The sequence below is a fragment of the Aeromonas sp. 603404 genome, assembly GCF_049171775.1.
Lineage (GTDB): Bacteria > Pseudomonadota > Gammaproteobacteria > Enterobacterales > Aeromonadaceae > Aeromonas > Aeromonas veronii_A.
The window spans coordinates 15,812-37,272 of record NZ_JAAKPE010000002.1; the positions used below are offsets into that span (position 1 = coordinate 15,812).

Sequence of the window (21,461 nt, forward strand, 5' to 3'; positions counted from 1 at the left end):
GGGTTACTTATTGTTACTCACGCCACATGATCTTGTTGTGCCATTTGTCGGGCACAGTGAGCTGCCAGCGGGCCAGCTCGCTCTTGCTGAAGACATATTCGCCGCGCAGGGCCGCTCGCGGGGAGATAGTACGGGGCAGGGTGCCCGCCAGTATGGTGCTGATAAGGGACGCTGCCTGCAACCCCTGATCGTGGCCGTCCAGTACCAGCCCGCCGATGGCCATCCCCTTGCCGACGGCAAACTCCCAGAAACAGAAGAGAGGAACCGGTGTGTTGGCGCTGGTCCACTCCAGCACCGTCTGTTCGCTCACATGCTTGCCATTATCGTCGACCAGCGTGTGGTAGAGGCCGAGGAAGATTGCCTGATAGCCATTCTTCTTGGCGTTGAGCACCGCCTCCTGCCAGAGGCTGTAATCCCCCATCAGCTGGCTGTTGACCCGGGTCTGGCCGACTCGCAATTCGGTCTGGGTCTTGAATTCATCCTCGATAGCGGTGAGGGCCACATTGCTGGAATCAAACAGTACCAGCGCCTTGTCAAGCCCTCCCATCATCTGACTTATTTCGCTGATGTTGCGCTTGAGCAGGGGGCGTTCCAGCACCCCGGTGATCTTGGGGTGGCCGACAAAGCCCTTGAGGCGGGGGTTTTCGTTCATGCCGAGAAAAACAACGGGAGTACCCAGCGAGGCGATCTCGTTGGCCAGATAGTTGATGGCATTGTCATCCCCCAGCACCACCAGATCCGGTTTGCTCTTCAGATAAAAAGCGATAGCCCGTTGAGCGATGTCGTCGAACGCCTCCCGTGGATGGCGTTTGGTGTCCATATAGAAGTGAGAGATCTTGTGCTCCCCCTGCAACCCTTTGCGCAAACCTTCGTTGTAGCTCTGGTCCCAAAGGTATTCGGGATGGTAGCTGCTGATCACCAGAATGTTTGCGGCCCAGAGCGGCAGGGAGAGGGTGGAGAGCAGTAGCAACAGCAGGGAGGTGCGCATGGGAAGGCCCCTGTCGAGTGATAGTGTATGCATGCTCAGTATGGGCAGTGTTTGCCGTTACTGTCATCTCGAAACCGGTATGGCAGGGCGCGATTTTTTTTTCGGTTGAGCGGATCGGACGCCAGCCCGCACTCTGCTTGGGATCGGGTTTTATTGAGTCTTTTTTTGGTTGGTCGTGAACTGTCCCGCTCGCTGAAAAACCTGTTCTGGATCAAGAAATGAGGCTGCGCTTTGGTGCCTAATAGACACCACATATAGGGACGCATTCGTTTTTAATCCCTATATGTTGTGTTATTAAGCTGTGTATAAGCTGTTCCCCTCCTATCTTCAGCCCAGGCTTGTCAAGCCTCGGCTGAATTTATTTGCGTCCAGGACGAGATGCCGGGAGGGGGGCCCAACAAGGGTGAGCCAGAGGCAAATGCCTGGCCTTTTAACGGGGAAAATCCATGAAACCGGTTGTGATCAAACGTGACGGATGTCGCGCACCATTCAATGCCCAGCTGATTCGCGATGCGGTCAGCCGTGCGGCGGAAGCGGTCAATCAGGCCAATCCGTCACTCGCCTCCCGCATTGCCAATGCAGTGAGTCAGGAGCTGGAAGGGCGTGGTGAAGTTGATATCCACGAGATCCAGAACCGGGTCGAAAACCACCTGATGGCTTCCGACGACAAGGCCATCGCCCGTGCCTATATCGAATATCGCCACGACAGGGATCAGGCTCGCGAGGCGCGCGGCCGGCTGGCACAGGAGATCCGTGGTCTGGTCGAGCAGACCAACGCCGCCCTGCTCAACGAGAATGCCAACAAAGACTCCAAGGTGATCCCGACCCAGCGCGACCTGCTGGCCGGTATCGTCGCCAAGCACTATGCTACCAGCCACATGCTGCCCCGTGATGTGGTTCAGGCTCATGAGAGCGGTGATCTGCACTTCCACGATCTCGATTACTCACCTTTCTTCCCGATGTTCAACTGCATGTTGATCGATCTGAAAGGGATGCTGACCCACGGCTTCAAGATGGGCAATGCGGAGATAGATACCCCGAAATCCATCAGCACCGCCACGGCCGTGACCGCCCAGATCATCGCCCAGGTGGCGAGCCACATCTATGGTGGCACCACCATCAACCGCATCGACGAAGTGCTTGCCCCCTATGTGACCATCAGCTGGCAGAAACACCGTGAAGTGGCCGAAGAGTGGGGCATTGCCGACGTGGAAGCCTACGCCATGGCCCGCACCGAGAAAGAGTGCTACGACGCCTTCCAGTCGCTGGAGTACGAAGTCAACACTCTGCACACCGCCAACGGTCAGACGCCGTTTGTCACCTTCGGCTTTGGTCTGGGGGACAGCTGGGAGTCGCGGATGATCCAGCGCGCCATCCTCAGCAACCGTATCGCAGGCCTTGGCAAGAACAAGAAGACCGCCGTGTTCCCGAAACTGGTGTTCGCCATCAAGGATGGCCTCAACCACAAGCAGGGCGATCCCAACTACGACATCAAGCAGTTGGCGCTGGAGTGTGCCTCCAAGCGGATGTATCCGGACATCCTCAACTACGACCAGGTGGTCAAGGTGACCGGCTCCTTCAAGACCCCCATGGGTTGCCGCTCCTTCCTCGGTGCCTACGAGGAGAATGGCGAGCTGATCCACGAAGGTCGCAACAACCTGGGGGTGGTGAGCCTCAACCTGCCGCGCATTGCCCTGAAATCCCGTGACGAAGCGGACTTCTGGGATCGTCTGGATGCCTCTCTGAGGGTCGCCAAGAAGGCGCTGATGTACCGCATCTCCCGTCTGGACGGGGTGAAAGCGCGGGTTGCTCCGATCCTCTATATGGAAGGGGCTTGCGGTGTGCGGCTGAAGGCGGACGACAACGTCAGCGAGATCTTCAAGAACGGTCGCGCCTCCATTTCCCTCGGGTATATCGGGGTACACGAGACCATCAACGCCCTGTTTGGTGACAAGGTGCACCTGTTTGACAGCGCCGAGCTGCAACAGAAGGCCATCGCCATCATCGCCCGTCTCAGGGCAGCCATTGACGAGTGGAAAGAGGAGACTGGCTACGGCTTCAGCCTCTACTCCACCCCGAGTGAGAACCTTTGCACCCGTTTCTGCCGCATCGACGCCAAAGAGTTTGGCGTGGTATCCGGTGTGACCGACAAGGGTTACTACACCAACAGCTTCCACCTCGATGTGGAAAAGCAGGTCAACCCGTACGACAAGCTGGACTTCGAGGCGCCCTATCCGCCCATCGCCAGCGGCGGCTTCATCTGCTACGGCGAGTACCCCAATATCCAGCACAATCTGGAAGCGCTCGAAAACGTCTGGGATTACAGCTATGACAAGGTGCCTTACTACGGTACCAACACCCCCATCGACGAGTGCTACGACTGCGGCTTCACCGGCGAGTTCGAGTGCACCTCCAAGGGCTTCACCTGCCCGCGCTGCGGCAACCACGACCCGGCCAAGGTGTCGGTGACCCGCCGTGTCTGCGGCTACCTCGGCAGCCCGGATGCGCGCCCCTTCAATGCGGGCAAGCAGGAAGAGGTGAAGCGCCGCGTCAAACATATGTAAGCCAAGCCCTCACCCTAGCCCTCTCCCAAGGGGAGAGGGAACCGGCCGATGTACAGTTTGCGCTGCTTTGCTCCCTTCTCCCCTCGCGGGAGAAGGGGCGGGGATGAGGGGGCCGTAATAGAGAGAGATGATGCACTACCACCAATACTATCCGGTCGATGTGATCAACGGCCCCGGCACCCGTGCCACCGTGTTTGTCTCGGGCTGCGAGCACCAGTGCCCGGGTTGCTACAACCAGAGCACCTGGCGGCTCGATGGCGGCAAGCCGTTCGATGAGGCGATGAGCGATCGCGTCATTGCGGATCTCAACGACAGCCGCATCAAACGGCGAGGTCTGTCGCTTTCCGGCGGCGATCCGCTCCACCCTGCCAACGTGCCCCACGTGCTGGCGCTGGTGAAACGGGTGCGCGCCGAGTGTCCGGGCAAGGATATCTGGTGCTGGACCGGCTACCGGCTCGGCGAGCTGTCAGAGGCCCAGCGCGAGCTGGTGGCCTTGCTGGATGTGCTGGTGGATGGCAAGTTTGAAAAGGCGTTGGCAGACCCCGGCCTGCTCTGGCGTGGCAGCAGCAATCAGCAGATCCACGACCTCAACGCCTGGCGTGATGCGGGTGAGCGAATTCCCTGTCTGGTTTGCAGTTGAAGTCCGGGATGTTTATGGTTAGCCCATTCCAATCCTGACTACATTTTTGAAAAGGAGAGCCGAGATGAACAATCTGCTCAAGATCCTGTTGGCCATTTTCCTGCCCCCGGTGTGCGCGTTTATCCAGGTGGGCTTTAGCCTGCACTTTTTAATCAACATTGTGCTGACCCTGATGGGCGGTCTGCCGGGCATGGTGCATGCGCTCTGGCTGGTGGTGAGCGACAAGCGCGGCTGATTGGCTGGTTAATGAGTTTATTGATGATAAAAGGGCCAACCTCTCGGGGTTGGCCCTTTTGTTCATGTTCATACGAATACTTTTTCGTTAGGATGGGTCACTGACCAAGGGGCGCATTGAGCGTCCCGCAGTCCGGCAACAAGCACCGGCAAAGAACAAGGAGCGTTACATGAAGTGGAAAGTCGCAGTATGGTCAGGTCTGGCAGTGACACTGCTGCTGGGGTGCTCATCCCGTCAGGAGGTGGCGCACGAGCGCGCTCCGATCGCTATCCCTCTCGAGCAGTTGTCCAGCTACTGGGTTCAGGAGAAGCAGTGGTCATGGCTTGGCAACGACGAGCCAGCCCTGCCAGCCAAACCGGTCAAGGGGTATGTGGAAGTACGCTATCAAATCGACGCCAGCGGCACGCCGGTCAAGCCGGAAGTGGTGGCGGCCGAGCCCCCCGGCGAGCTGGAGCAGAGCGCGCTGGCGACCCTTTCGCGGATCCGTTACAGCCCGGCAGAGGGCAACCCGGATGCCATTCCGGTCGAGGTGACCAACCGCTTCGAGATCGAGATCAACTGATCCCCCACCACTCTGATGCCAGAGAAAGAGAGACCCCGGCCAGGCCGGGGTCACGTTTATTGCTGTTTGCAGTCGTTGTAGGCGGTCTGCCACTCGCCATCCTGATCCCGAAGCTCGACAAAGCCCTCATCCCCCTTGTTCCACCAGACGGCCTCATGTTCGTCCGTATAGCGGGCGCCGGAGGCCGAAATGGCCTGGGGCAGGGTGTAATCCTTGCCGTTCGGCAGTGATAGCTTGATAAAGTTGAGGCTCTCGTCTGAGAGGGAGAAGTAGCGCACCTGCACCTTCTTGCCCTGCTCGCACTGGTAACTGACCGGTTCGCCACCAGTGACTGAGAGGGTATTGCCCTGATTGCAGCCAGCGAGCAGGCCGAGGGCCAGCGCACCAGCGGCCATCATATGTGCTTTATTCATGATTACAGCTCCATTGGTGTCATACGGGCGTGAGCCTAACAGGTTGCCGTTATTGTGCAATCAGCGGGGCCATTCGGTGCGTCGCTGGCTGTCCGGCATACCGCGCGAGTATGAGGGGGATGCCGCTATCAGCAAGGTAGTGTCAATCAGTGCAGGCCAAGTCTGGTTTCAAACTGGCGGATCAGCGTCTCATAGGTGCCGTTGTTCTTGATCTTCTGCAATCCCTGCTCGAACTGCTTGGCCAGCGCTTCCCCTTGCGGTGTGTTGCGGGAGAAAGCGAGCCAGAAGCCATCGGTGGAGATCTTGCCAACCTTGACCACCTTGCCGGTCAGCTGCTTCTGCTGGATCTTGAGGTAGCCCGGCATACCGTTCATCAGGATGTAGTCGACCCGGCCACGTACCAGCATCTCGAGGATCTGGGCATCGGATTTGGCCTGAAAGCGGGTGATCCTGGGGTTCTCCATAAAATCGGTGGGGTAGGTGTAGCCGAGGGTGATGCCCACCCGCTTGCCCTCCAGCGAGGTAAGCTTGAGATCCCGTTGCGGGTCGCTGGCAAGAGCGAAGATGGCGAGATCCTCCTCGAACATGGGGGTATCGTGCCAATGGTACTGGTAGCGGTTCTCTTCGGTGATGGTAGCGTTGAAGCACCCCGCAAGTTTGCCGCTTTTTGCATCGTGCATGCAGCGGGCGAAGGGGAGGGTGCGAAAGACAATCTCGATCCCTTCGGCGGCGAACACCGCCTTGACCAACTCAGGCGCCAGTCCGCGGGGCTGGCCATCCTCATTGTCCTTGCCGCGCTCGCAGTAGGGAGCCCAGTCATCTTCGGCGCCAATGACAAGCGGAGCCGCCCCGAGCGGGCTGGTGGCCAGCAGCACCAGACACACCAGCCATTTTTTAAACAACGAAACCATAGGTGCACCTCATCGACAGCAGCCTTACAAGCATAGCCATACTTCTGTGCTGACTTGTGGTGACGGGAGGATGACAAGGGTGCAAAAAAACGCCCCGGCAGGCGACGGGGCGAAAGAGAGCTCATCCATGGGCTGACAACAGTGTTTACAACAGGAGATCAATAACCGAAGCGGGTCGCCTCGAAGCGGTTGAGCAACCGGTGGACGAGGTAGCAGGCCAGCAGGGTGACCACGATGGCAAACAGGATGCTGCTCACCCGGTAGAGGGCGCTGAACACCAGATCGTTGCCCGGGGTGAGGTACTGGCCAAACAGGATGCCGAGGGTGGTGAGGGCGCCAAAGCCGACCCCGGAGCCGCCTGCCTCCTTGACGTGGGCATGGCTGAACAGCATGGCGCCGAGCCACAGCAGTGGAGCGACCAGCAGCAGTTGCCCTGACCAGTCATAGAGCAGCAGTTGGCCGAGCAGGCCGAAGGTGACCCCCAGCAAGGTACCCATCGCCCGTTTACGGGCATAACTCAGCGCACCGTTCCAGTGCATGGGGAACAGCACCAGCAGGGTTGTGGCCTGGGCAGACATGGAGTCGCGCAGGTCAAACACCTGAAATACCAGAAACGACAGGGTGGCCACAGTGGCACCCAGCAGGGCTTCATGGCGCATCCGGTGCGGTGCCTTGGGGGCCGAGGCGGGCTTGGGTCTGGCCTCCACATCCGGGATCAGCATGGTCATCAGGTAGGCGATCAGCACCGACAGCAGGCTCGCCCAGATATTGTTGAGGATCAGGTCGTTGAGGTCGGTCTGCGGATAGCTGGCAAAGTGCAGCATGATGCTGAGGCTCAGCACCCCGTTGGCCCCGAACAGAAACAGGCTGCCCCGCGACATGGCGGCGAAACGGTAGAGAAACAGCAGAAAGGCGATGGGAGTCATCAGTGCCGGATGGCTGCCAAACAGCCCCCCCAGCAGCCCGACCTCCACCCCACAGACCATCGCCGCCGCGATCAGCTGGCGTGCGGCATGGCCATTCATTACAGGCACCATCCCCAGCAGCAGCACCGGCGTGACCGTATAGAAGACCCCGTAATTCCAGCCAAACAGTTTGCAGAGCAGAAAGCCCGTGGTGCAGCCAAAAGCGATGCGCAGGCACTGGCGCAGCTCGTTGCCAGTGAGGGGCCGATACCAGAGGTGAGTGGCAGCACCACCGACGAGGTGGGCTGGGGCAGTATTGGCCGACGGGTGAGTGGCGTGGTTAGTAGACATAATGGAGCAGGCTGAGCAGGTGGATCTGGCCCCGTGCCAGCATGGCGGTCAGGGCATTGTCCGGCAGCAGTTGCACCGTGGCCCGCGCCCCGGCTGGCAGATGGTCGGGGAGCTGGTCCAGCTCGAGGTGCAGCCGCATCCGCTGGGCATCCCGCACCCAGCGATCCGACTCCACCGGTGCGGCCAGTCGACCATTGGCATCAAACTGACCGGCACTCACCCCGGCATCCAGACTGCTCACCCGGGCAGGATAGAGCTGACCCGGCTCGCCATCGAAGGCGACCAGTGCGCGGGTTTGCGCGCCGACATGGCGCAGGCTTTTCTCCCGAAAATCGGCAATGACGTCCACCTGTTCCGACACCAGCGCCAGCAGCGGGCTGCCCGCGCTGGCGATACTGCCCGGCTTGAGCTGCAGGTTGGTGATGGTGCCATCCTGATCCGCGTGGACCTGGCTGTAAGAGAGGGCCAGCTGCGCTTGCGCCAGCTGGTTGCGGGCCTGGCGCAGCAACAGATTATCCTCACCGGTTACGCCACGACTGGCCTTGATCTGGGCCAGTTTGGCCTGACTGGCGCGCAGGTTGGCCTGGGCGCTGCGCAGGGCGCTGTCAGCCTCATCTTTTTGTTGCAGCGAAACCATGTGACGTTGGTAAAGCGCATCGATCCGCTCAGCCTCGCGCCACTTCTGGCTGGCCAGGGTCTCCTTGGCGTTGATCTCGGCAACGGCGGCGGTCAGGGCGGCATCCAGTTCACTGTTCTGCTGCTCTGCCTGCGCCAGCGCAAGGCGGGCCTGCTCCACTGCCAGTTCAAAAGGGGCCGGATCCAGCCTGAACAGCAGATCCCCCTTCTTGACCTGCTGGTTGTTGTGAACGGCGACCTCGATCACCTTTCCGCTCACCTGGGGGGCCAGCTTGGTGACCACCCGGGTCGCCATCGCCTGAGGGGTGAGGGGCATCAGCAGGTCGGCTATCAGAAAATAGGCAAACAGGGTGGCAAAGCCCGCCATGGACCATTTGATCCAGCGGGTAAATTGTTGATCCGGGGTCATCTTATTCTCTCTCTGTGTCGGTCTCGGGAGGGCTTGTATCGCCTCCGGCTTGTCGGTCGTGGTGTTGTTCAATTTTGCTGAGGGCGTTGGCCGAGATCCGCTGCACCGTGGCTTCAAACAGCTGCAGGGTCTGCTCGTCGATGCCCCCCAGCAGCTCCCGGCGTATATTCATGATGCGGTCGGCGATCTGATTGAGCAGGGTCTGGCCAGCCGGGGTCACGCAGACGATGCGGGCCCGCTTGTCCTGACTGCAGCAGTGGCGCTCAATCAGTCCCTGCTCTTCCAGCTGGCCCAGGGTGCGCATCAGGGAGGGGAGCTCTATCTCGAGGGCTTCGGCCAGGGTCTTCTGGCTGACATGGTTCCCCATGCGGGAGAGTTTCCACAGCGCGGTCCAGCGGGGATGGGTGAGGCCAAGGGGAGCCAGCTCCAGGTCGGCGGCAGTACGCCATAGCCGGTGCATCCGCGCTATCTGCTCGGCGAGCGACAGCTCGCGCAACCTTTCCAGATCCGTCATCTTCTCATCCTCAATGTACTTAGCATGCTAACTATCATACTTGTTTAGCAGGCTAAGTAAATAGTGTGATGCTGATCATGTTTCTGGTCGGATCTTTCGCTGGTGCGAGTTGGCATCATTCGAGACTTGTGTATTATTCTCGGGTCTGATCCACTCGAGGCTCTCTTGCCGATTCGGATATTGCGCCGTGAATGGAGGATATCCGGCGATTATTTTCATGAAATTTTCAGCTTCAGCGAGCAGCTCTTTTTTTATCCGCTAATATTGATGGGGTTATAAAACAAGGGGGAAACGGGTTGTGGATGGATATGACAGTGGATGTGTGTATCTGGCAATTGAAACGCTGTTGAGTGATGGGGAATATGGTGCAGAGTCACACCATGGCGTGAATCGGGAAGGCGCTATCAGAAGTACCGATATCAGTCATGATTTTGACCCCGCCAATATTCCATTACTGTTGGCAGAATAGACCTGACCGAGTGTGATCCTTGTGAGTTCAAGCCAGTGCTCTGGTATTCGCTGGCTTGGCTCATCACTATTTCAATCTCCCCTTTTTGCATCTTTCTCCTCACCCTTTTTCATCGTGCGTGCTTCCTGCACGCCGACTCAAACCCTGATGTGGCACGCCGTGGCACTCGCGTTATGGCGATGACATTGCCCGCTGATTATCACTCACAGGTGCTGTGGCGATAAATGGTCGCAGAGCTTGTCATCTGGCTCTGTTATTTCCCCGAAGGGGGGAGAACATCGCATCGTTATTACTGCTGATCACCCAAATACCCGCCATTATGGTCGCTCGTTTTATCACCCTATTTCCTGACTTGGTCGGGTATCGGATGTCTGGTGTTCTATTGTGTTGCGCACGTTGGCGGCACCATGATGTTTAAGTTTTTAATGTTTTTATATGGCTTTGCAGTCTGGCTAACCGACAGGGGAGAGGGGGATCAATAAAGTAGCGGCCACAATCACACGCAGAGTACATAACAATGAAAAACCTCTCACCCCTACAAACCACACAAGAAAAGGCCGCCTTTATGGGCGGCCAACAAATTGCCGGTATGCCGCTCTTTATATTTCTGGGGCTGGCGACCTGTGTTCTCTTTTCCGGCTGGAATGGCTCGCTGCCGCTGGGCATGGTCGGTGCGCTGGCACTGATGTTCGTGCTGGGCACCCTGCTGACCGAGTTGGGTGAGCGGATCATGCCGATCCGCGAATACCTGGGGGGTGGCACCATCCTCGCTATCTTTGGCGGCGCCGCCCTGTTCGAATACCAGCTGCTGCCGGTGCAGGCGGGGCAGGTCATCACCCACTTCATGAAGGAGGGAGGCTTTCTCAACTTCTTTATCGCCAGTTTGGTGACTGGCTCCGTGTTCGGCATGAGCGGCGCTTTGCTGAAAAACGCTGCCATGCGCTATCTGCCGGTCATTCTTGGCGGCGTGGCGCTGGCACTGCTGAGCGTGGGGCTGGTCGGCTCCCTGATGGGGTATGGCTTCAAGAATGCGGTGCTGCTGATCGGGCTGCCCATCATGGGCGGCGGTATGGGGGCGGGGGCGGTGCCTCTGGTGGAGATCCTCTCCGGCCCGATGCAGATGTCCAGTGCGGATCTCTTGTCGCGCATGGTACCGGCGGTGGTGATCGCCAATACCTTGGCCATTCTGGTGGGCTCCCTGCTGGCGCGGCTCGGTCGCCGTTACCCCTCCCTGACCGGCAACGGCAAGCTGATGGTCAAAGAAAGTAGCCAGAGCATTGCCGATGAGCAGGCCGAAGCACCGACCCTGCAGAGTCTTGGCATGGGCCTTTTCATCAGCTCCAGCATGTTTGTGCTGGGCTCCCTGCTTGGCAACTTTATCCCCATGCACCCCTTCGCCCTGATGATTTTGGCCGTCGCCTTTATCAAGGTGAGCGGCCTGCTGCCGCGCCGTTATGAGCAGGCGGCGGCCGACTGGTATCAGTTTGTGGTGAGCAACCTCACTCCCTCCCTGCTGGTGGGGATCGGCGTCGCCTATACCAGTATTCCGGAGCTGATCAGCGCTTTCTCCATCAGCTACTTCGTGCTGGTCATGGTCACCGTAATCGGTGGCGCCCTCGGCGCGGCGCTGGTGGGCCGGATGATCGGTTTCTATCCCATCGAGGCGGCCATCACCGGCGGACTTTGTATGGCCAACATGGGTGGCACCGGCGACGTAGCCGTGCTCTCGGCGGCCCAGCGCATGAAGCTGATGCCCTTTGCCCAGATCTCCTCCCGTCTCGGCGGCGCCGTGATGCTGATCTTGGCCACCGCCCTTATCTCCCTGCTCGCCTGATACCGGATTGAGGAACAAACAAAATGAACGACATCATGATGGGCACCAGCCTGCCCTATGCCGAGCGCAAGCGTCAGGGCGTGCGGGGTCGCATGCCGCATAAGGAGGAGTCCCTCTCCCAGCAGCGGCGCCGGATCTACCGATTGGTCAGTGCCATGCAGAGTCCGTTTGACCAGCATCTGCTGCTGCGCCAGCTGCAGGAGGACAACCCGGTGCTGTTCTACGATCTGGTGCGCCACCACCTGCCGGAGCTGCTGCCGATCATCTACACCCCGGTGGTGGGGGAGGCGTGTCAGCGCCACAGCGATCTCTATCTGCGCAGTCACGGGCTCTATCTCTCCTGGCATGACAGGGACGATCTCGACGACATCCTCGAGTCGGTGGAGCAGGAGGTGGATGTGATCGTCATCTCCGATGGCGAGCGGGTGCTGGGTCTCGGCGATCTCGGTATCGGCGGCATGGGGATCTGTATCGGCAAGCTGGCGCTTTACTCCGCTGCTGGCGGCATCAATCCGGCCCGCACCCTGCCGCTCTGCGTCGATGTGGGTACCAACAACCCCGAGCTGCTGGAGGATGACTCCTACCTCGGCTGGCAATCCCCGCGCATCGACGGCGAGAGCTACTACCACTTCATGGACAAGGTGGTGGCCGCCATTCGCAAGCGTTGGCCACAGGTGGTGCTGCAGTTTGAAGACTTTGCCGGCAAGCACGCCGCCAATCTGCTGGCCCGCTATCGGGACGAGCTCTGCATGTTCAACGACGACATTCAGGGCACGGCGGCGGTCGCCTCTGCCTGCGTGCTGGCCGGTTTGCAACAGTCGGGTATCGCCCTCAGTGATGCCCCTGTGCTGATCGTCGGTGCCGGTTCTGCCGGTTGTGGCATTGCCGCCATGCTGGCCCAGCTGGCGGGTGGCAATGAGGGGGTCTGGCTGTTTGATCAGGACGGGGTGGTCTGCAGCGATCGCTCCACGCTGACTCGTGCCCAGCAGCCGTTTGCTCGCGCCGTGAACGAGGGCAACAGTTCGCTGCTGGAGACCATCCGCCAGGTGCGACCGGCGGTCTTGATTGGCGTCAGTGGTCAGGGGGGCCTCTTTACCCGCGAGGTGTTGCAGGCGATGGGGGAGGTGTGCGATCAGCCGGTGATCCTGCCGCTCTCCAACCCGACCCGCAGCGCCGAGGCTACCCCTGAGCAGGTGTGGGCCGCCACAGATGGCCGCGCCCTGCTGGCCACCGGCAGCCCCTTTGCGCCGGTAACGGTGGCCGGCGAGCGGCGGGTAGTCTCCCAGTGCAACAACGTCTATGTCTTCCCGGGGATTGGTCTCGGGGCCTGCGCCGTCAAGGCGCGCCGCATCAGCGATGGCATGTTGCTGGCCGCGGTGCGGGCAGTTGGCGCCTATCCACTGGTGGCGGGTCGGCTGTTGCCCCCCATCGAGCAGGTGGGAGAGGTGGCCCGCGCCGTCGCCAGAGCGGTGGCACTCTGTGCCCGCGAGGAGGGGTTGGCCGATTTTGTCGGCGATCCGGCACCTTTGATTGACCAGACCTGGTGGCATCCGCACTATTGGGCAGCGTCCTGACGTTTTAAGGTATGTGCATGAAACTTCGCCACCAGTTGGTCACCCTCTCTCTTGGGCTCTCCCTGCTGCTGATCCTCATTCTGGGCAGCCTGCTGGCGCTCTTTATCCGTCATCTGCTGGAGAGCAATCTGCAGGATAAAGGGAGCGATCTGGCACGGGTGATGGCGGCGGACACCCGGGTGGTCGAGGCCCTGCGTCAGGGGAGTGATCCTACCCTGCGCGACTACGTGGAGGCGGTCTGCAACCGCACCGACGCCACCTATATGGTGGTGACCGATGAGCATGGTCGCCGCCTCAGCCACCCCAACCCCGAGCTGGTGGGGCAGAAGTTTCGCGGCGAGGATATCTGGCCCGCGCTGCAGGAGCGGCGCAGCTACTGCTCCAAGGATCGGGGCACCATGGGACCGGCGATCCGCTGCTTTTCCCCGGTGGTGGGCGGGGATGGGCGCGTCATGGGGGCCGTGGTGGTGGGCTACCTGATGCAGCAGGTGGAGGGAATCTATATGGAGCGGGTGGCCCTGCTCATCAGCGCCATCGTTGCAGTGCTGGGGTGTGGTCTGCTGCTGGCACTCTGGGTGCAATATCTGCTGCGCAAGACCCTGCTCGATCTGGAGCCGGAGGCGATCGTGCGCCGCTTCACCCTGCAGGATCTGGTGCTGGAGCACATCACCGAAGGGGTCATCGCCCTCGATGGTCGCGGCAATATCAACATGATCAACAGCACCGCCAGCTATCAGCTGCGGCTGCCGGTTACCGGGCGCCATGCCCTGCAGGGGCAGTCGCTGGCGGAGCTGGTGCCACCCCTTGCCCCCTGTCTGGAGCAGGAGGCGGGGGAAGTGAGCTTTACCATTCAGGGGGAGTCCTTCGTCGGCCGCTGGCAGGCGGTGCAGGGCAAGGCACCGGGGCGGTTGCTGATCTTCAGCCGTCCGGAGGTGGCCGCCAGTCTGGGGGTGCAGGTGACCCACCTGCGCCAGTATGCCGAGATGCTGCGGATGCAGAGCCACGAGTTCGCCAACAAGCTGAGCAGTCTCTCCGGCCTGTTGCAGCTGGGCCATGTGGAGCAGGCGGTGGAACTGATCCAGCAGGAGAACGAAGCGTGCCAGACCATGCTGCAGGAGCTGCTGCGGCTGATCGACAACAAGCCGGTGGCGGGGCTTATTCTCGGCAAGTTCAGCCGGGCCCGCGAGCTGGGGGTGACCCTGGAGCTCGATCCTGACTCGGCGCTGGCGGAGTATCCGGCTTCGGTCTCGGCCGATCTAATCACCCTCATTGGCAACCTGCTGGATAACGGCCTGCAGGCGGCTTGGCGCAACCGCCAGCAGCGACCGCCGCGGGTGCTGCTGTCCCTGTGCGATGTGGGGCGGCGGCTGGTGATCGAGGTGGAGGATAGCGGCGAGGGGGTCGACGAGGAGTTGGCCGATCATCTGTTCGATTACGGGGTGAGTCGCCAGAGCGGCGATCACGGGGTGGGTCTGTTCCTGGTCAAGGAGACCGTGGGTCGGCACGAGGGTGTGATAGAATGGCGGCGAACCGCCGAGCAGACCACCCTGTTTGGTATCTACTTGAATAAAAGCCAATTAATGTGAGCCATGGACCCAATAATCACGCTTGTTATTGAAGATGACGATCGGATCGGTGCCATCTTGTCAGAACTGGTGGCGGCGACCCCCGGTTTCTCCCTGCTGGGGCGGGCCGGCACCCTGGCCCAGGCCGATGCCATGATGGCCGGTGTGGTGCCCCAACTGCTGCTGGTGGATGTCTCCCTGCCCGATGGCTCCGGCCTTGAGTGGGTGAGCCGCCTGCGCAGCCACAACCGCGAAGCCTATGTCATCATGGTGACTGCCTCGCGGGATGTGGAGACCATCCAGCAAGCCCTCAATCTGGGGGTTCATGACTACGTCATCAAACCATTACGGCTGTTTCGCATCCAGCAGAGCCTGGACGAGATCCTGCAACTGCACAGCCGCCTCTGCGAGCGGGGTCGGCTGGAGCAGGAAGATCTCGACAAGCTGCTGGGCAAGGGGGGGCGCTCCCAGATCAAGGAGATGCGTGTCACTCCCAAGGGGATCGACAGCATCACCCTGCGTCAGGTACTGGATTTGCTGGCGGGTGAGCCGGAGAACGTCTTCTCCACCGACACGGTGGCGCTGCGGCTCTCCCTCAGCCGCACCACGGCGCGCCGCTATCTGGAGTATCTGGAGTCGGAAGATCGGGTGGATGTAGATCTCAACTACGGTCAGCGGGGGCGGCCGGAGCGGCGCTACCGCTGGCGCCGGGCCGGTTGAGATGCGCACTGGCGTGCATTGCAGAAACAACAAGGGAGCCATGGGCTCCCTTGTTGTTTTCGGACGATGTTCGTTCTCAGGCGGTTTCCCGTTCGGCTACCGGCGCACGCCCCTTCAGCTGGGAGATCATCACGCCCCCCAGAATGAGGCCACCCCCCAGCAAGTGGTAGCCGTGGATCGGCTCGCCCAGACCGACGACAGCGATAAGCGCTGTACAGAGCGGCATCAGGTTCATAAAGACCGAGGTGCGCTCTGCCCCCATGTAGGCGAGGCCGCGCATCCAGCAGTAAGCCGCCAGCAGGGAGGAGGCGAGCCCGGCGAAGAGCACCAGCCCCCACCCTTCGGCCGGCACCGCCATCGAGTCGGCACTGAGAGCGAGCGGCACCAGCAGCAGTACGGCCAGCAGGATCTGCATGTAGAGGTTGAGCCAGGGGCCAAACGGCAGTTGCCAGCGGCGGATCAAGAGGCCGTAAAGGGCGTAGCTGGCGGAGCCGAGCAACATCATGCCATCCCCCGGGTTGATGCCGTTATGGAGCAGGGCCAGTGGTTCGCCCTTGCCAAGCAGCCAGAGCACGCCGAACAGGGAGATACTCATGCCGAGCAGTGCCTGTTTGCCGGGACGCTGGCCGAAGAAGAGCGCCCCTTGCAGCAGGGTGAGCAGTGGAATGAGGGAGCCGATCACCCCCATATTGGTGGCCGAAGTGCTGTGAGCAGCGTAGTAAGCGAGGCACTGGTAGAGCACCATACCGAGCGCCGCCAGCACCAGCAGCTTGCCGAGCCAGGGGCGAACCTCGCTACGGCGGCGCCACAGCTGCGGCAGGCAGAAGGGGGTCAGCGCCAGAGCGGCGATCACCCAGCGATAGAAGGAGATAGCCGCGGGGTCGAGCACACTGGCGGCCGCCTTGGACACCACGGTATTGGTAGCCCAGATCAGCACCGCCATCAGCGGAAAGAGAAGAGGGGAAAAGATTCGCATCAGAGGCTCCTTATTAACAGGGGGCCAAGTCTACCCTTGTCTTTATATTCTCAAGTAGCGTAAAACAGACAGATGACCCAGCAGAAAAGACAACTCTTTCTGATGCACCTTATTCCGGCCCACACGGGCTGCGTCTGCCCGCAACTGATGGCTGCTTTTGACCTGTGCCGGAGACCGAGCCAACAGGGCGTTGCATCACGCCTGCTCCTCTCTCTCGCTGACAAGGGGCGCTGATGGCCACTCACCACTTTCAGCCGGTAGATGTCGTTCTGCCCGCTCCCAATCCGCTCTTTTTCAGTTACCAGCAGATGTTGGCCGACAGCGCGACCGTGCTGCACTCCCACCCCTGGGGCCAGCTCAACATGATCAGCCTGGGGATCATGGAGATAGAGCTGGGGGATCAGCGACTGGTGGCCCCTGCCGACTACCTGATCTGGGTACCGGCGGATCTCGACCACACCTCTTACAACGAGCAGACCCTCGACTACACCTCCATCTACGTCAGTCACGAGCTGGCGGCCAAGCTGCCGCCAGAGCCCAGATTGCTGCTGCTCACCCCGCTGATCCGCGCCCTGCTGAGCGATTTTTGCGAACGGCGGGTGAGCCATATGGCGGATGAGTGGGATCAGCGTCAGGCCGAGTTACTGGTGGAGCGACTGGCGCGCACCCGCTGTCAGGAGAGCTACCTGCCGATGAGTCAGGACAAGCTGCTGGCTCCCATGCTGGCGGCGTTACACAGCGATCCTGCCGATCCCCGAACTCTGGCCCAGTGGGCCGGACAACTGCATACCACAGAGCGCACCCTGGCGCGGCGCTGCCTGCGGGAGCTGGGGATGAGCTTCGGTCAGTGGCGGGCGCGGTTGCGGCTGCTCAAGGCTCTGGCCTGGCTCAAGGGGGACATGCCCATTCAGGAGATCAGCTGGCGGCTCGGTTACGGCTCCACCTCGGCCTTTATCGCCATGTTCAACCGGGAGCTGGGATGTTCACCCCAGCGTTATCGCCAGCAATCGGCAGAACGGGGGCTCTAATGGGAAAAAACGGGAGCGATGCAGTGTGAATGCCATGATAAGTAGCCTGTTTCTTGTCGTTACAGGGATTATCATAGAGCCCTGTTATCATGGGCCATCTGGCAGCAACGATCGGTTGTCTGCCCGAGTGAATGGCTGTGCCTTCATATTCAGGGGTTAGGGTAAGCATGATCGCGTCCGGTTCCCGTTTGGCCGAGTCACTATTCTGGTATCTGCTGGCGCTCACCGGTTGTGCCATCCTGCTGTTCGAGTTCGGGCCAGAGCGAGTTCTCGATATCAAGGAGTGGCCGCTCTCCATCACAGTGCAGCAGCCACGGGATGCTGGGCCGGGGGCGGTGCGCTATCAACCCTCGGCGGATGATCATCCCGGAGTGGTCTGTACGTTAACCGCCAATCCCGCCAGCTACCCAAGTTGCGGCCTTATCCTCACCCTGACCCCCCGTGACAAGGGGATTAATCTGACCCGTTTTGGCACACTTCATATCCGTTTGAGCGTAACCGGGGCTGGCGAGCAGGATTGGCGCTTGTATCTGCGCAACTACAATCCGGTCTATGACCGGGTTGATGAGCCTGAGCAATCCAAGTTCAACGAGATCATTTTTCGGCCGGCGGATTACGGCCGGGATCACGAGGTGCCACTGGATGTGTTTACCCCGGCGACCTGGTGGATCACCCGTTACAATGTGCCGTTGCAGCAGCAGGGGGCCAATCTGGATCGGGTTTATGCCATCGAGGTTATGGCTGGTTCAGATATGCCGCCCGGTAAGCATGGCGTGGTGATCGAAGCGCTGCAGTTTCACGGTAGCTGGCTCGATGCCACCCTCTTCTATCGGCTGATCCTGTTTGTCTGGTTTCTTTACGGTTGTACCGTTTTTCTGATCAACCACCTTTTGATGAAGCAGCGCTTGCAGCATGCCCATCAGGCCAAACTGGAGGCCGAGGCGCTCAACCGGACCTTGAGTGAAGAGAATCGCCGCTCCCGCGAGGAGGCCTGTTATGATGCCCTGACCGGCGCCCTCAACCGGCTCGGCGGTGAGCGACTGCTGCTCGAGATAGGTGAGCAGCCCTGCACTCTTGTCTATATCGATGTGGATCACTTCAAACAGATCAACGATAGCCATGGCCATCCGGTGGGAGACGAGGTGCTCAAACTGCTGGTCAGCGAGATCCTGCGCCACTGCGATCCCCTCTGCCATCTGGTGCGCTGGGGGGGAGAGGAGTTTGTGTTGGTCTGCCTTGATTACGATGAGTTGCGGGCGTGTATCCTGGCCGAGCGGCTGCGCACCCTGCTGGAGGCATCTCCCCATTGGCCGCTGGCCTTGCGGGTGACCGCTTCGTTCGGGGTGGCCGAGCGGGGGGGAGAGCCATGGGAATGCGTACTCAAACGTGCCGACGAGGCGCTCTATCAGGCCAAGACGCAGGGACGCAACCGGGTAGTGGCGCATTGAGGGCGGTAGCATGACATGTTAAAGACGAGAGCAAGATGACCAGACAATCTATTGGTGCCCTGACCCTGCTGGTGGCCGACTATGACGAGGCTATCGCCTTTTTCACCGAGGGGCTGGGGTTTGCGCTGCTGGAAGATACCCGGCTCGACGAACCGGGCAAACCGGGCAAACGCTGGGTGCGGGTTGCTCCCGCTGGCAGCTCGGGTTCCTCGTTGCTGCTGGCGCGGGCTGCGACCCCGGAGCAGCTGGCCGCCATTGGCAAACAGGGTGGCGGACGGGTATTTCTGTTCCTCGAGACCGATGACTTCTGGCGGGATTACCGGCGGATGCAGCAGTATGGTGTCCATTTTTGTGAACAGCCTCGACAGGAGTCCTACGGCACCGTGGTAGTGTTCGAGGATATCAGTGGCAACCGCTGGGACCTGCTGCAACGCGCTGCTGCCAACTGAATCTGAAAACGTTTATCATCCCGCCTGTCATAAAGTCATAAAAGTGTCACAGAAAATTCTAATAATTGGCGCACCCATCTTCACAGAGGAGAGAGAAGGGAATGGCTAAGCGAATTCTGGTGGTCGAGGACGAAGCACCGATCCGCGAAATGCTCTGTTTCGTGCTGGAGCAGAAGGGGTATGAGACGATTGAAGCGGAAGATTTCGCCGACGGACTGGCGAAGGTGCGTGAACCCTACCCGGAACTTATCGTGCTGGACTGGATGATGCCAGGCGGCAGTGGCATCCAGTTTATCAAACAGCTCAAGCAGGATGAGGTGACCCGCCAGATCCCGGTGGTGATGCTCACCGCCCGCGGTGAGGAGGAGGACAAGGTGCGTGGTCTGGAGGCCGGTGCCGACGACTATATCACCAAGCCGTTCTCGCCCAAGGAGCTCACCGCTCGCCTCCATGCGGTGATGCGCCGAGTCTCCCCCACCTCGGTAGACGAGGTGATCGAGGTGCAGGGGCTCAAGCTGGACCCCGTCTCCCACCGGGTCAGTGCCGAGGAGAAGGCGCTCGACATGGGGCCGACCGAATTCAAGCTGCTGCATTTCTTCATGACTCACCCCGAGCGGGTCTATAGCCGTGAGCAGTTGCTCAACAATGTCTGGGGTACCAATGTGTACGTCGAGGACAGAACCGTGGATGTGCATATTCGGCGCCTGCGCAAGGCGATTGAAGAGACAGGGCACGACAGATTGATCCAGACGGTGCGTGGAGCCGGATACCGCTTCTCAACCCGTCTCTAGAGGCAGTTATGTTGCAACCTTACGCCTGGCGGCGACAGTTGTGGCGAATGGCGTTTTTCTACGCCCCCTTCGCATTGGTTGGCTGGTTGATTGATCATCTTGCCCTCTGCCTGTTGGTGGCGGCAGTGTTGCATCTGGGCTGGCATTACCGTTTTCAGAAGCGGCTGTCTGATTGGCTGTGGCACGACCGCAGCCTGGTACCACCTAACGGCAGTGGCAGCTGGGAGCACATTTTCAACGGGATCTACAAATTGCAACAGCGTCACCGGGCTCGGCGGCGCGAGCTGGCGGGGCTGATCCGCCGCTTTCGGGAGGGGGCCGAGGCGCTGCCCGATGCGGCCGTGGTGTTTCGCGAAGATGGCAGCATCCTATGGTGCAACCGGCTGGCAGAGCAACTGCTCGGTTTCCGCTGGCCGGAAGATGCAGGTCAGCACATTGGCAACTTGATCCGCCATCCTGCCTTTGCCGCCTATCTGGGGAAGGGGAGCTATGATGAACCACTGGAGATGACTTCTCCGATCAACGAAGAGAAGTTTCTCGAGTTTCGCATTATGCCCTACGCCTCCGATCAGGCGATGCTGGTGGTACGCGATGTCACCCGCCTGCGCAGTCTGGAGAAGACCCGCAAGCACTTTGTCTCCAATGTCTCCCACGAGCTGCGCACTCCGCTCACCGTGCTCAAGGGCTATCTGGAGATGACTGAAGATCCGCCCCCGCCTGCCATGTGGGCCAAGGCGCACCGGGTGATGATGGAGCAGACCATCCGGATGGACAATTTGGTCAACCAGCTGCTCACCCTGTCGCGCATCGAGGCGGCACCGACCGTTGATCTCTCCCATCTGGTGGACATACCTGCCATGCTCGGACTGCTGGAGCAGGAGGCGCGGGCGCTCTCGGGCGAACGGGCCCACCAGATCGAATTCATGGTGCAGCCAGACCTGTTTGTGCGCGGGGATAAGGAGCAGCTGCGCAGCGCCGTCTCCAATCTGGTCTACAACGCCATCCACTACACACCGGCAGGGCGCAAGATCAGCGTGGAGTGGCGCAAGCAGGGGGCAATGGCGCTGTTTGCCGTGAGGGATGAGGGGGAGGGGATTGCCCCCGAGCATCTGGCGCGGCTGACCGAACGGTTCTATCGGGTCGACAAGGCCCGCTCCCGCCACACCGGTGGCTCCGGACTCGGCCTTGCCATCGTCAAGCATGCCCTCAGTCATCATGACTGTCAGCTCGAGATTGAAAGTCGTGTCGGCCTTGGCAGTCGCTTCAGCTTCATGATACCGGCTCGTATGGTGGTGTTAAAATAGCCTTTTATGACAATGGGTTAGTAAATTCGAGAGGGCCACAATGCGGGCCCTCTCTGCATTTGTGCAACTTTGTTGTCATGTCATTAAAGTGTCACATTTAATCCATAAATTTGTCACTGCCAGGTCAGATACTGGCGCCGTCTTAAGAACGGACCTTCTGTAACTTTGGAGAGAT

Annotated in this window: 20 protein-coding genes; 13 read left to right on the top strand and 7 right to left on the bottom strand. The window is 60.3% G+C overall.

Translation table 11 applies throughout. The annotated features are described in order from the left end of the window. Positions 1-13: 13 nt before the first annotated feature. The gene (locus tag G5306_RS03970) at positions 14-988 is read right to left on the bottom strand and encodes an ABC transporter substrate-binding protein (RefSeq protein WP_421312436.1); all 975 of its coding nucleotides are present in this window, start codon (positions 986-988) and stop codon (positions 14-16) included. 446 nt (positions 989-1,434) lie between these two features. On the opposite strand from G5306_RS03970, the gene nrdD reads away from it, so the two are divergent. The 4 genes from nrdD to G5306_RS03990 all read left to right on the top strand — a co-directional run bounded on the left by nrdD (position 1,435) and on the right by G5306_RS03990 (position 4,989). Continuing rightward, positions 1,435-3,552 (top strand): anaerobic ribonucleoside-triphosphate reductase, encoded by a 2,118-nt coding sequence (nrdD, locus tag G5306_RS03975; protein ID WP_421223383.1) that lies wholly within the window; start codon positions 1,435-1,437, stop codon positions 3,550-3,552. 130 nt (positions 3,553-3,682) lie between these two features. After that, complete coding sequence (gene nrdG, locus G5306_RS03980) at positions 3,683-4,192, top strand: anaerobic ribonucleoside-triphosphate reductase-activating protein (RefSeq protein ID WP_421312540.1); 510 nt, start codon at positions 3,683-3,685, stop codon at positions 4,190-4,192. 64 nt (positions 4,193-4,256) lie between these two features. After that, positions 4,257-4,427, top strand: coding sequence for a YqaE/Pmp3 family membrane protein (locus G5306_RS03985; RefSeq protein WP_005338440.1), 171 nt, complete (start codon positions 4,257-4,259; stop codon positions 4,425-4,427). Between the two features lie 169 nt (positions 4,428-4,596). Then, complete coding sequence (locus G5306_RS03990; RefSeq protein WP_005358848.1) at positions 4,597-4,989, top strand: TonB family protein; 393 nt, start codon at positions 4,597-4,599, stop codon at positions 4,987-4,989. Positions 4,990-5,045: 56 nt separating this feature from the next. Here the strand turns inward: G5306_RS03990 and G5306_RS03995 are convergent, their stop codons facing one another. The 5 genes from G5306_RS03995 to G5306_RS04015 form a co-directional block, all read right to left on the bottom strand. Then, complete coding sequence (locus G5306_RS03995; RefSeq protein WP_201972991.1) at positions 5,046-5,402, bottom strand: MliC family protein; 357 nt, start codon at positions 5,400-5,402, stop codon at positions 5,046-5,048. Between the two features lie 146 nt (positions 5,403-5,548). Beyond that, positions 5,549-6,313 carry a substrate-binding periplasmic protein gene (locus G5306_RS04000; RefSeq protein ID WP_216979290.1) on the bottom strand — a complete coding sequence of 255 codons (765 nt, stop codon included), beginning with the start codon at positions 6,311-6,313 and terminating at the stop codon, positions 5,549-5,551. 158 nt (positions 6,314-6,471) lie between these two features. Beyond that, a complete protein-coding gene (locus G5306_RS04005) occupies positions 6,472-7,569 on the bottom strand; it encodes a DUF2955 domain-containing protein (RefSeq protein ID WP_216951842.1) in 1,098 nt (365 codons plus the stop codon). After that, positions 7,559-8,614 carry an HlyD family secretion protein gene (locus G5306_RS04010; RefSeq protein ID WP_421206199.1) on the bottom strand — a complete coding sequence of 352 codons (1,056 nt, stop codon included), beginning with the start codon at positions 8,612-8,614 and terminating at the stop codon, positions 7,559-7,561. The genes G5306_RS04005 and G5306_RS04010 overlap by 11 nt, the downstream gene beginning before the upstream one ends. A 1-nt stretch (position 8,615) precedes the next feature. After that, complete coding sequence (locus tag G5306_RS04015; RefSeq protein WP_421312437.1) at positions 8,616-9,128, bottom strand: MarR family transcriptional regulator; 513 nt, start codon at positions 9,126-9,128, stop codon at positions 8,616-8,618. Between the two features lie 986 nt (positions 9,129-10,114). Between G5306_RS04015 and G5306_RS04020 the strand changes: the two genes are divergently transcribed. The 4 genes from G5306_RS04020 to G5306_RS04035 are packed head-to-tail and all read left to right on the top strand — an operon-like array spanning position 10,115 to position 15,290. Next, positions 10,115-11,431: a 2-hydroxycarboxylate transporter family protein gene (locus G5306_RS04020; protein WP_323925710.1), complete on the top strand. Its 1,317-nt coding sequence runs from the start codon at positions 10,115-10,117 to the stop codon at positions 11,429-11,431. Positions 11,432-11,454: 23 nt separating this feature from the next. Next, on the top strand, positions 11,455-13,005 hold the full coding sequence (locus G5306_RS04025; protein WP_216951840.1) for an NAD-dependent malic enzyme: 1,551 nt from the start codon (positions 11,455-11,457) through the stop codon (positions 13,003-13,005). A gap of 17 nt (positions 13,006-13,022) precedes the next feature. Continuing rightward, positions 13,023-14,591, top strand: a complete 1,569-nt coding sequence (locus G5306_RS04030) for an ATP-binding protein (protein WP_421312438.1) — start codon at positions 13,023-13,025, stop codon at positions 14,589-14,591. Between the two features lie 3 nt (positions 14,592-14,594). Continuing rightward, positions 14,595-15,290, top strand: a complete 696-nt coding sequence (locus G5306_RS04035) for a response regulator (protein ID WP_005338420.1) — start codon at positions 14,595-14,597, stop codon at positions 15,288-15,290. Positions 15,291-15,366: 76 nt separating this feature from the next. Here the strand turns inward: G5306_RS04035 and G5306_RS04040 are convergent, their stop codons facing one another. Then, positions 15,367-16,266 carry a DMT family transporter gene (locus tag G5306_RS04040; protein ID WP_421312439.1) on the bottom strand — a complete coding sequence of 300 codons (900 nt, stop codon included), beginning with the start codon at positions 16,264-16,266 and terminating at the stop codon, positions 15,367-15,369. Between the two features lie 233 nt (positions 16,267-16,499). Between G5306_RS04040 and G5306_RS04045 the strand changes: the two genes are divergently transcribed. From G5306_RS04045 to phoR, 5 genes are all read left to right on the top strand, one after another. Then, complete coding sequence (locus G5306_RS04045) at positions 16,500-17,294, top strand: AraC family transcriptional regulator (RefSeq protein WP_421255034.1); 795 nt, start codon at positions 16,500-16,502, stop codon at positions 17,292-17,294. A 167-nt stretch (positions 17,295-17,461) separates the two neighbouring features. After that, complete coding sequence (locus tag G5306_RS04050; protein WP_266134087.1) at positions 17,462-18,742, top strand: GGDEF domain-containing protein; 1,281 nt, start codon at positions 17,462-17,464, stop codon at positions 18,740-18,742. A gap of 35 nt (positions 18,743-18,777) precedes the next feature. Beyond that, positions 18,778-19,191 carry a VOC family protein gene (locus tag G5306_RS04055; protein ID WP_167572379.1) on the top strand — a complete coding sequence of 138 codons (414 nt, stop codon included), beginning with the start codon at positions 18,778-18,780 and terminating at the stop codon, positions 19,189-19,191. Between the two features lie 101 nt (positions 19,192-19,292). Continuing rightward, the gene (gene phoB / locus G5306_RS04060) at positions 19,293-19,982 is read left to right on the top strand and encodes a phosphate regulon transcriptional regulator PhoB (protein ID WP_026457670.1); all 690 of its coding nucleotides are present in this window, start codon (positions 19,293-19,295) and stop codon (positions 19,980-19,982) included. An 8-nt stretch (positions 19,983-19,990) separates the two neighbouring features. Then, positions 19,991-21,286, top strand: a complete 1,296-nt coding sequence (gene phoR / locus G5306_RS04065; protein ID WP_266134086.1) for a phosphate regulon sensor histidine kinase PhoR — start codon at positions 19,991-19,993, stop codon at positions 21,284-21,286. The last annotated feature ends 175 nt before the right edge of the window (positions 21,287-21,461 follow it).

Coding starts and splice junctions, on each gene's coding strand:
- G5306_RS04030 (WP_421312438.1), top strand. CDS start 13,023: ATGAAACTTCGCCACCAGTTGGTCACCCTCTCTCTTGGGCTCTCCCTG.
- G5306_RS04025 (WP_216951840.1), top strand. CDS start 11,455: ATGAACGACATCATGATGGGCACCAGCCTGCCCTATGCCGAGCGCAAG.
- phoR (WP_266134086.1), top strand. CDS start 19,991: ATGTTGCAACCTTACGCCTGGCGGCGACAGTTGTGGCGAATGGCGTTT.
- G5306_RS03995 (WP_201972991.1), bottom strand. CDS start 5,402: ATGAATAAAGCACATATGATGGCCGCTGGTGCGCTGGCCCTCGGCCTG.
- G5306_RS04045 (WP_421255034.1), top strand. CDS start 16,500: ATGGCCACTCACCACTTTCAGCCGGTAGATGTCGTTCTGCCCGCTCCC.
- G5306_RS04035 (WP_005338420.1), top strand. CDS start 14,595: ATGGACCCAATAATCACGCTTGTTATTGAAGATGACGATCGGATCGGT.
- G5306_RS04040 (WP_421312439.1), bottom strand. CDS start 16,266: ATGCGAATCTTTTCCCCTCTTCTCTTTCCGCTGATGGCGGTGCTGATC.
- G5306_RS03990 (WP_005358848.1), top strand. CDS start 4,597: ATGAAGTGGAAAGTCGCAGTATGGTCAGGTCTGGCAGTGACACTGCTG.
- nrdG (WP_421312540.1), top strand. CDS start 3,683: ATGCACTACCACCAATACTATCCGGTCGATGTGATCAACGGCCCCGGC.
- nrdD (WP_421223383.1), top strand. CDS start 1,435: ATGAAACCGGTTGTGATCAAACGTGACGGATGTCGCGCACCATTCAAT.
- G5306_RS04010 (WP_421206199.1), bottom strand. CDS start 8,614: ATGACCCCGGATCAACAATTTACCCGCTGGATCAAATGGTCCATGGCG.
- G5306_RS03985 (WP_005338440.1), top strand. CDS start 4,257: ATGAACAATCTGCTCAAGATCCTGTTGGCCATTTTCCTGCCCCCGGTG.
- G5306_RS04015 (WP_421312437.1), bottom strand. CDS start 9,128: ATGACGGATCTGGAAAGGTTGCGCGAGCTGTCGCTCGCCGAGCAGATA.
- phoB (WP_026457670.1), top strand. CDS start 19,293: ATGGCTAAGCGAATTCTGGTGGTCGAGGACGAAGCACCGATCCGCGAA.
- G5306_RS04005 (WP_216951842.1), bottom strand. CDS start 7,569: ATGTCTACTAACCACGCCACTCACCCGTCGGCCAATACTGCCCCAGCC.
- G5306_RS04055 (WP_167572379.1), top strand. CDS start 18,778: ATGACCAGACAATCTATTGGTGCCCTGACCCTGCTGGTGGCCGACTAT.
- G5306_RS03970 (WP_421312436.1), bottom strand. CDS start 988: ATGCGCACCTCCCTGCTGTTGCTACTGCTCTCCACCCTCTCCCTGCCG.
- G5306_RS04000 (WP_216979290.1), bottom strand. CDS start 6,313: ATGGTTTCGTTGTTTAAAAAATGGCTGGTGTGTCTGGTGCTGCTGGCC.
- G5306_RS04050 (WP_266134087.1), top strand. CDS start 17,462: ATGATCGCGTCCGGTTCCCGTTTGGCCGAGTCACTATTCTGGTATCTG.
- G5306_RS04020 (WP_323925710.1), top strand. CDS start 10,115: ATGAAAAACCTCTCACCCCTACAAACCACACAAGAAAAGGCCGCCTTT.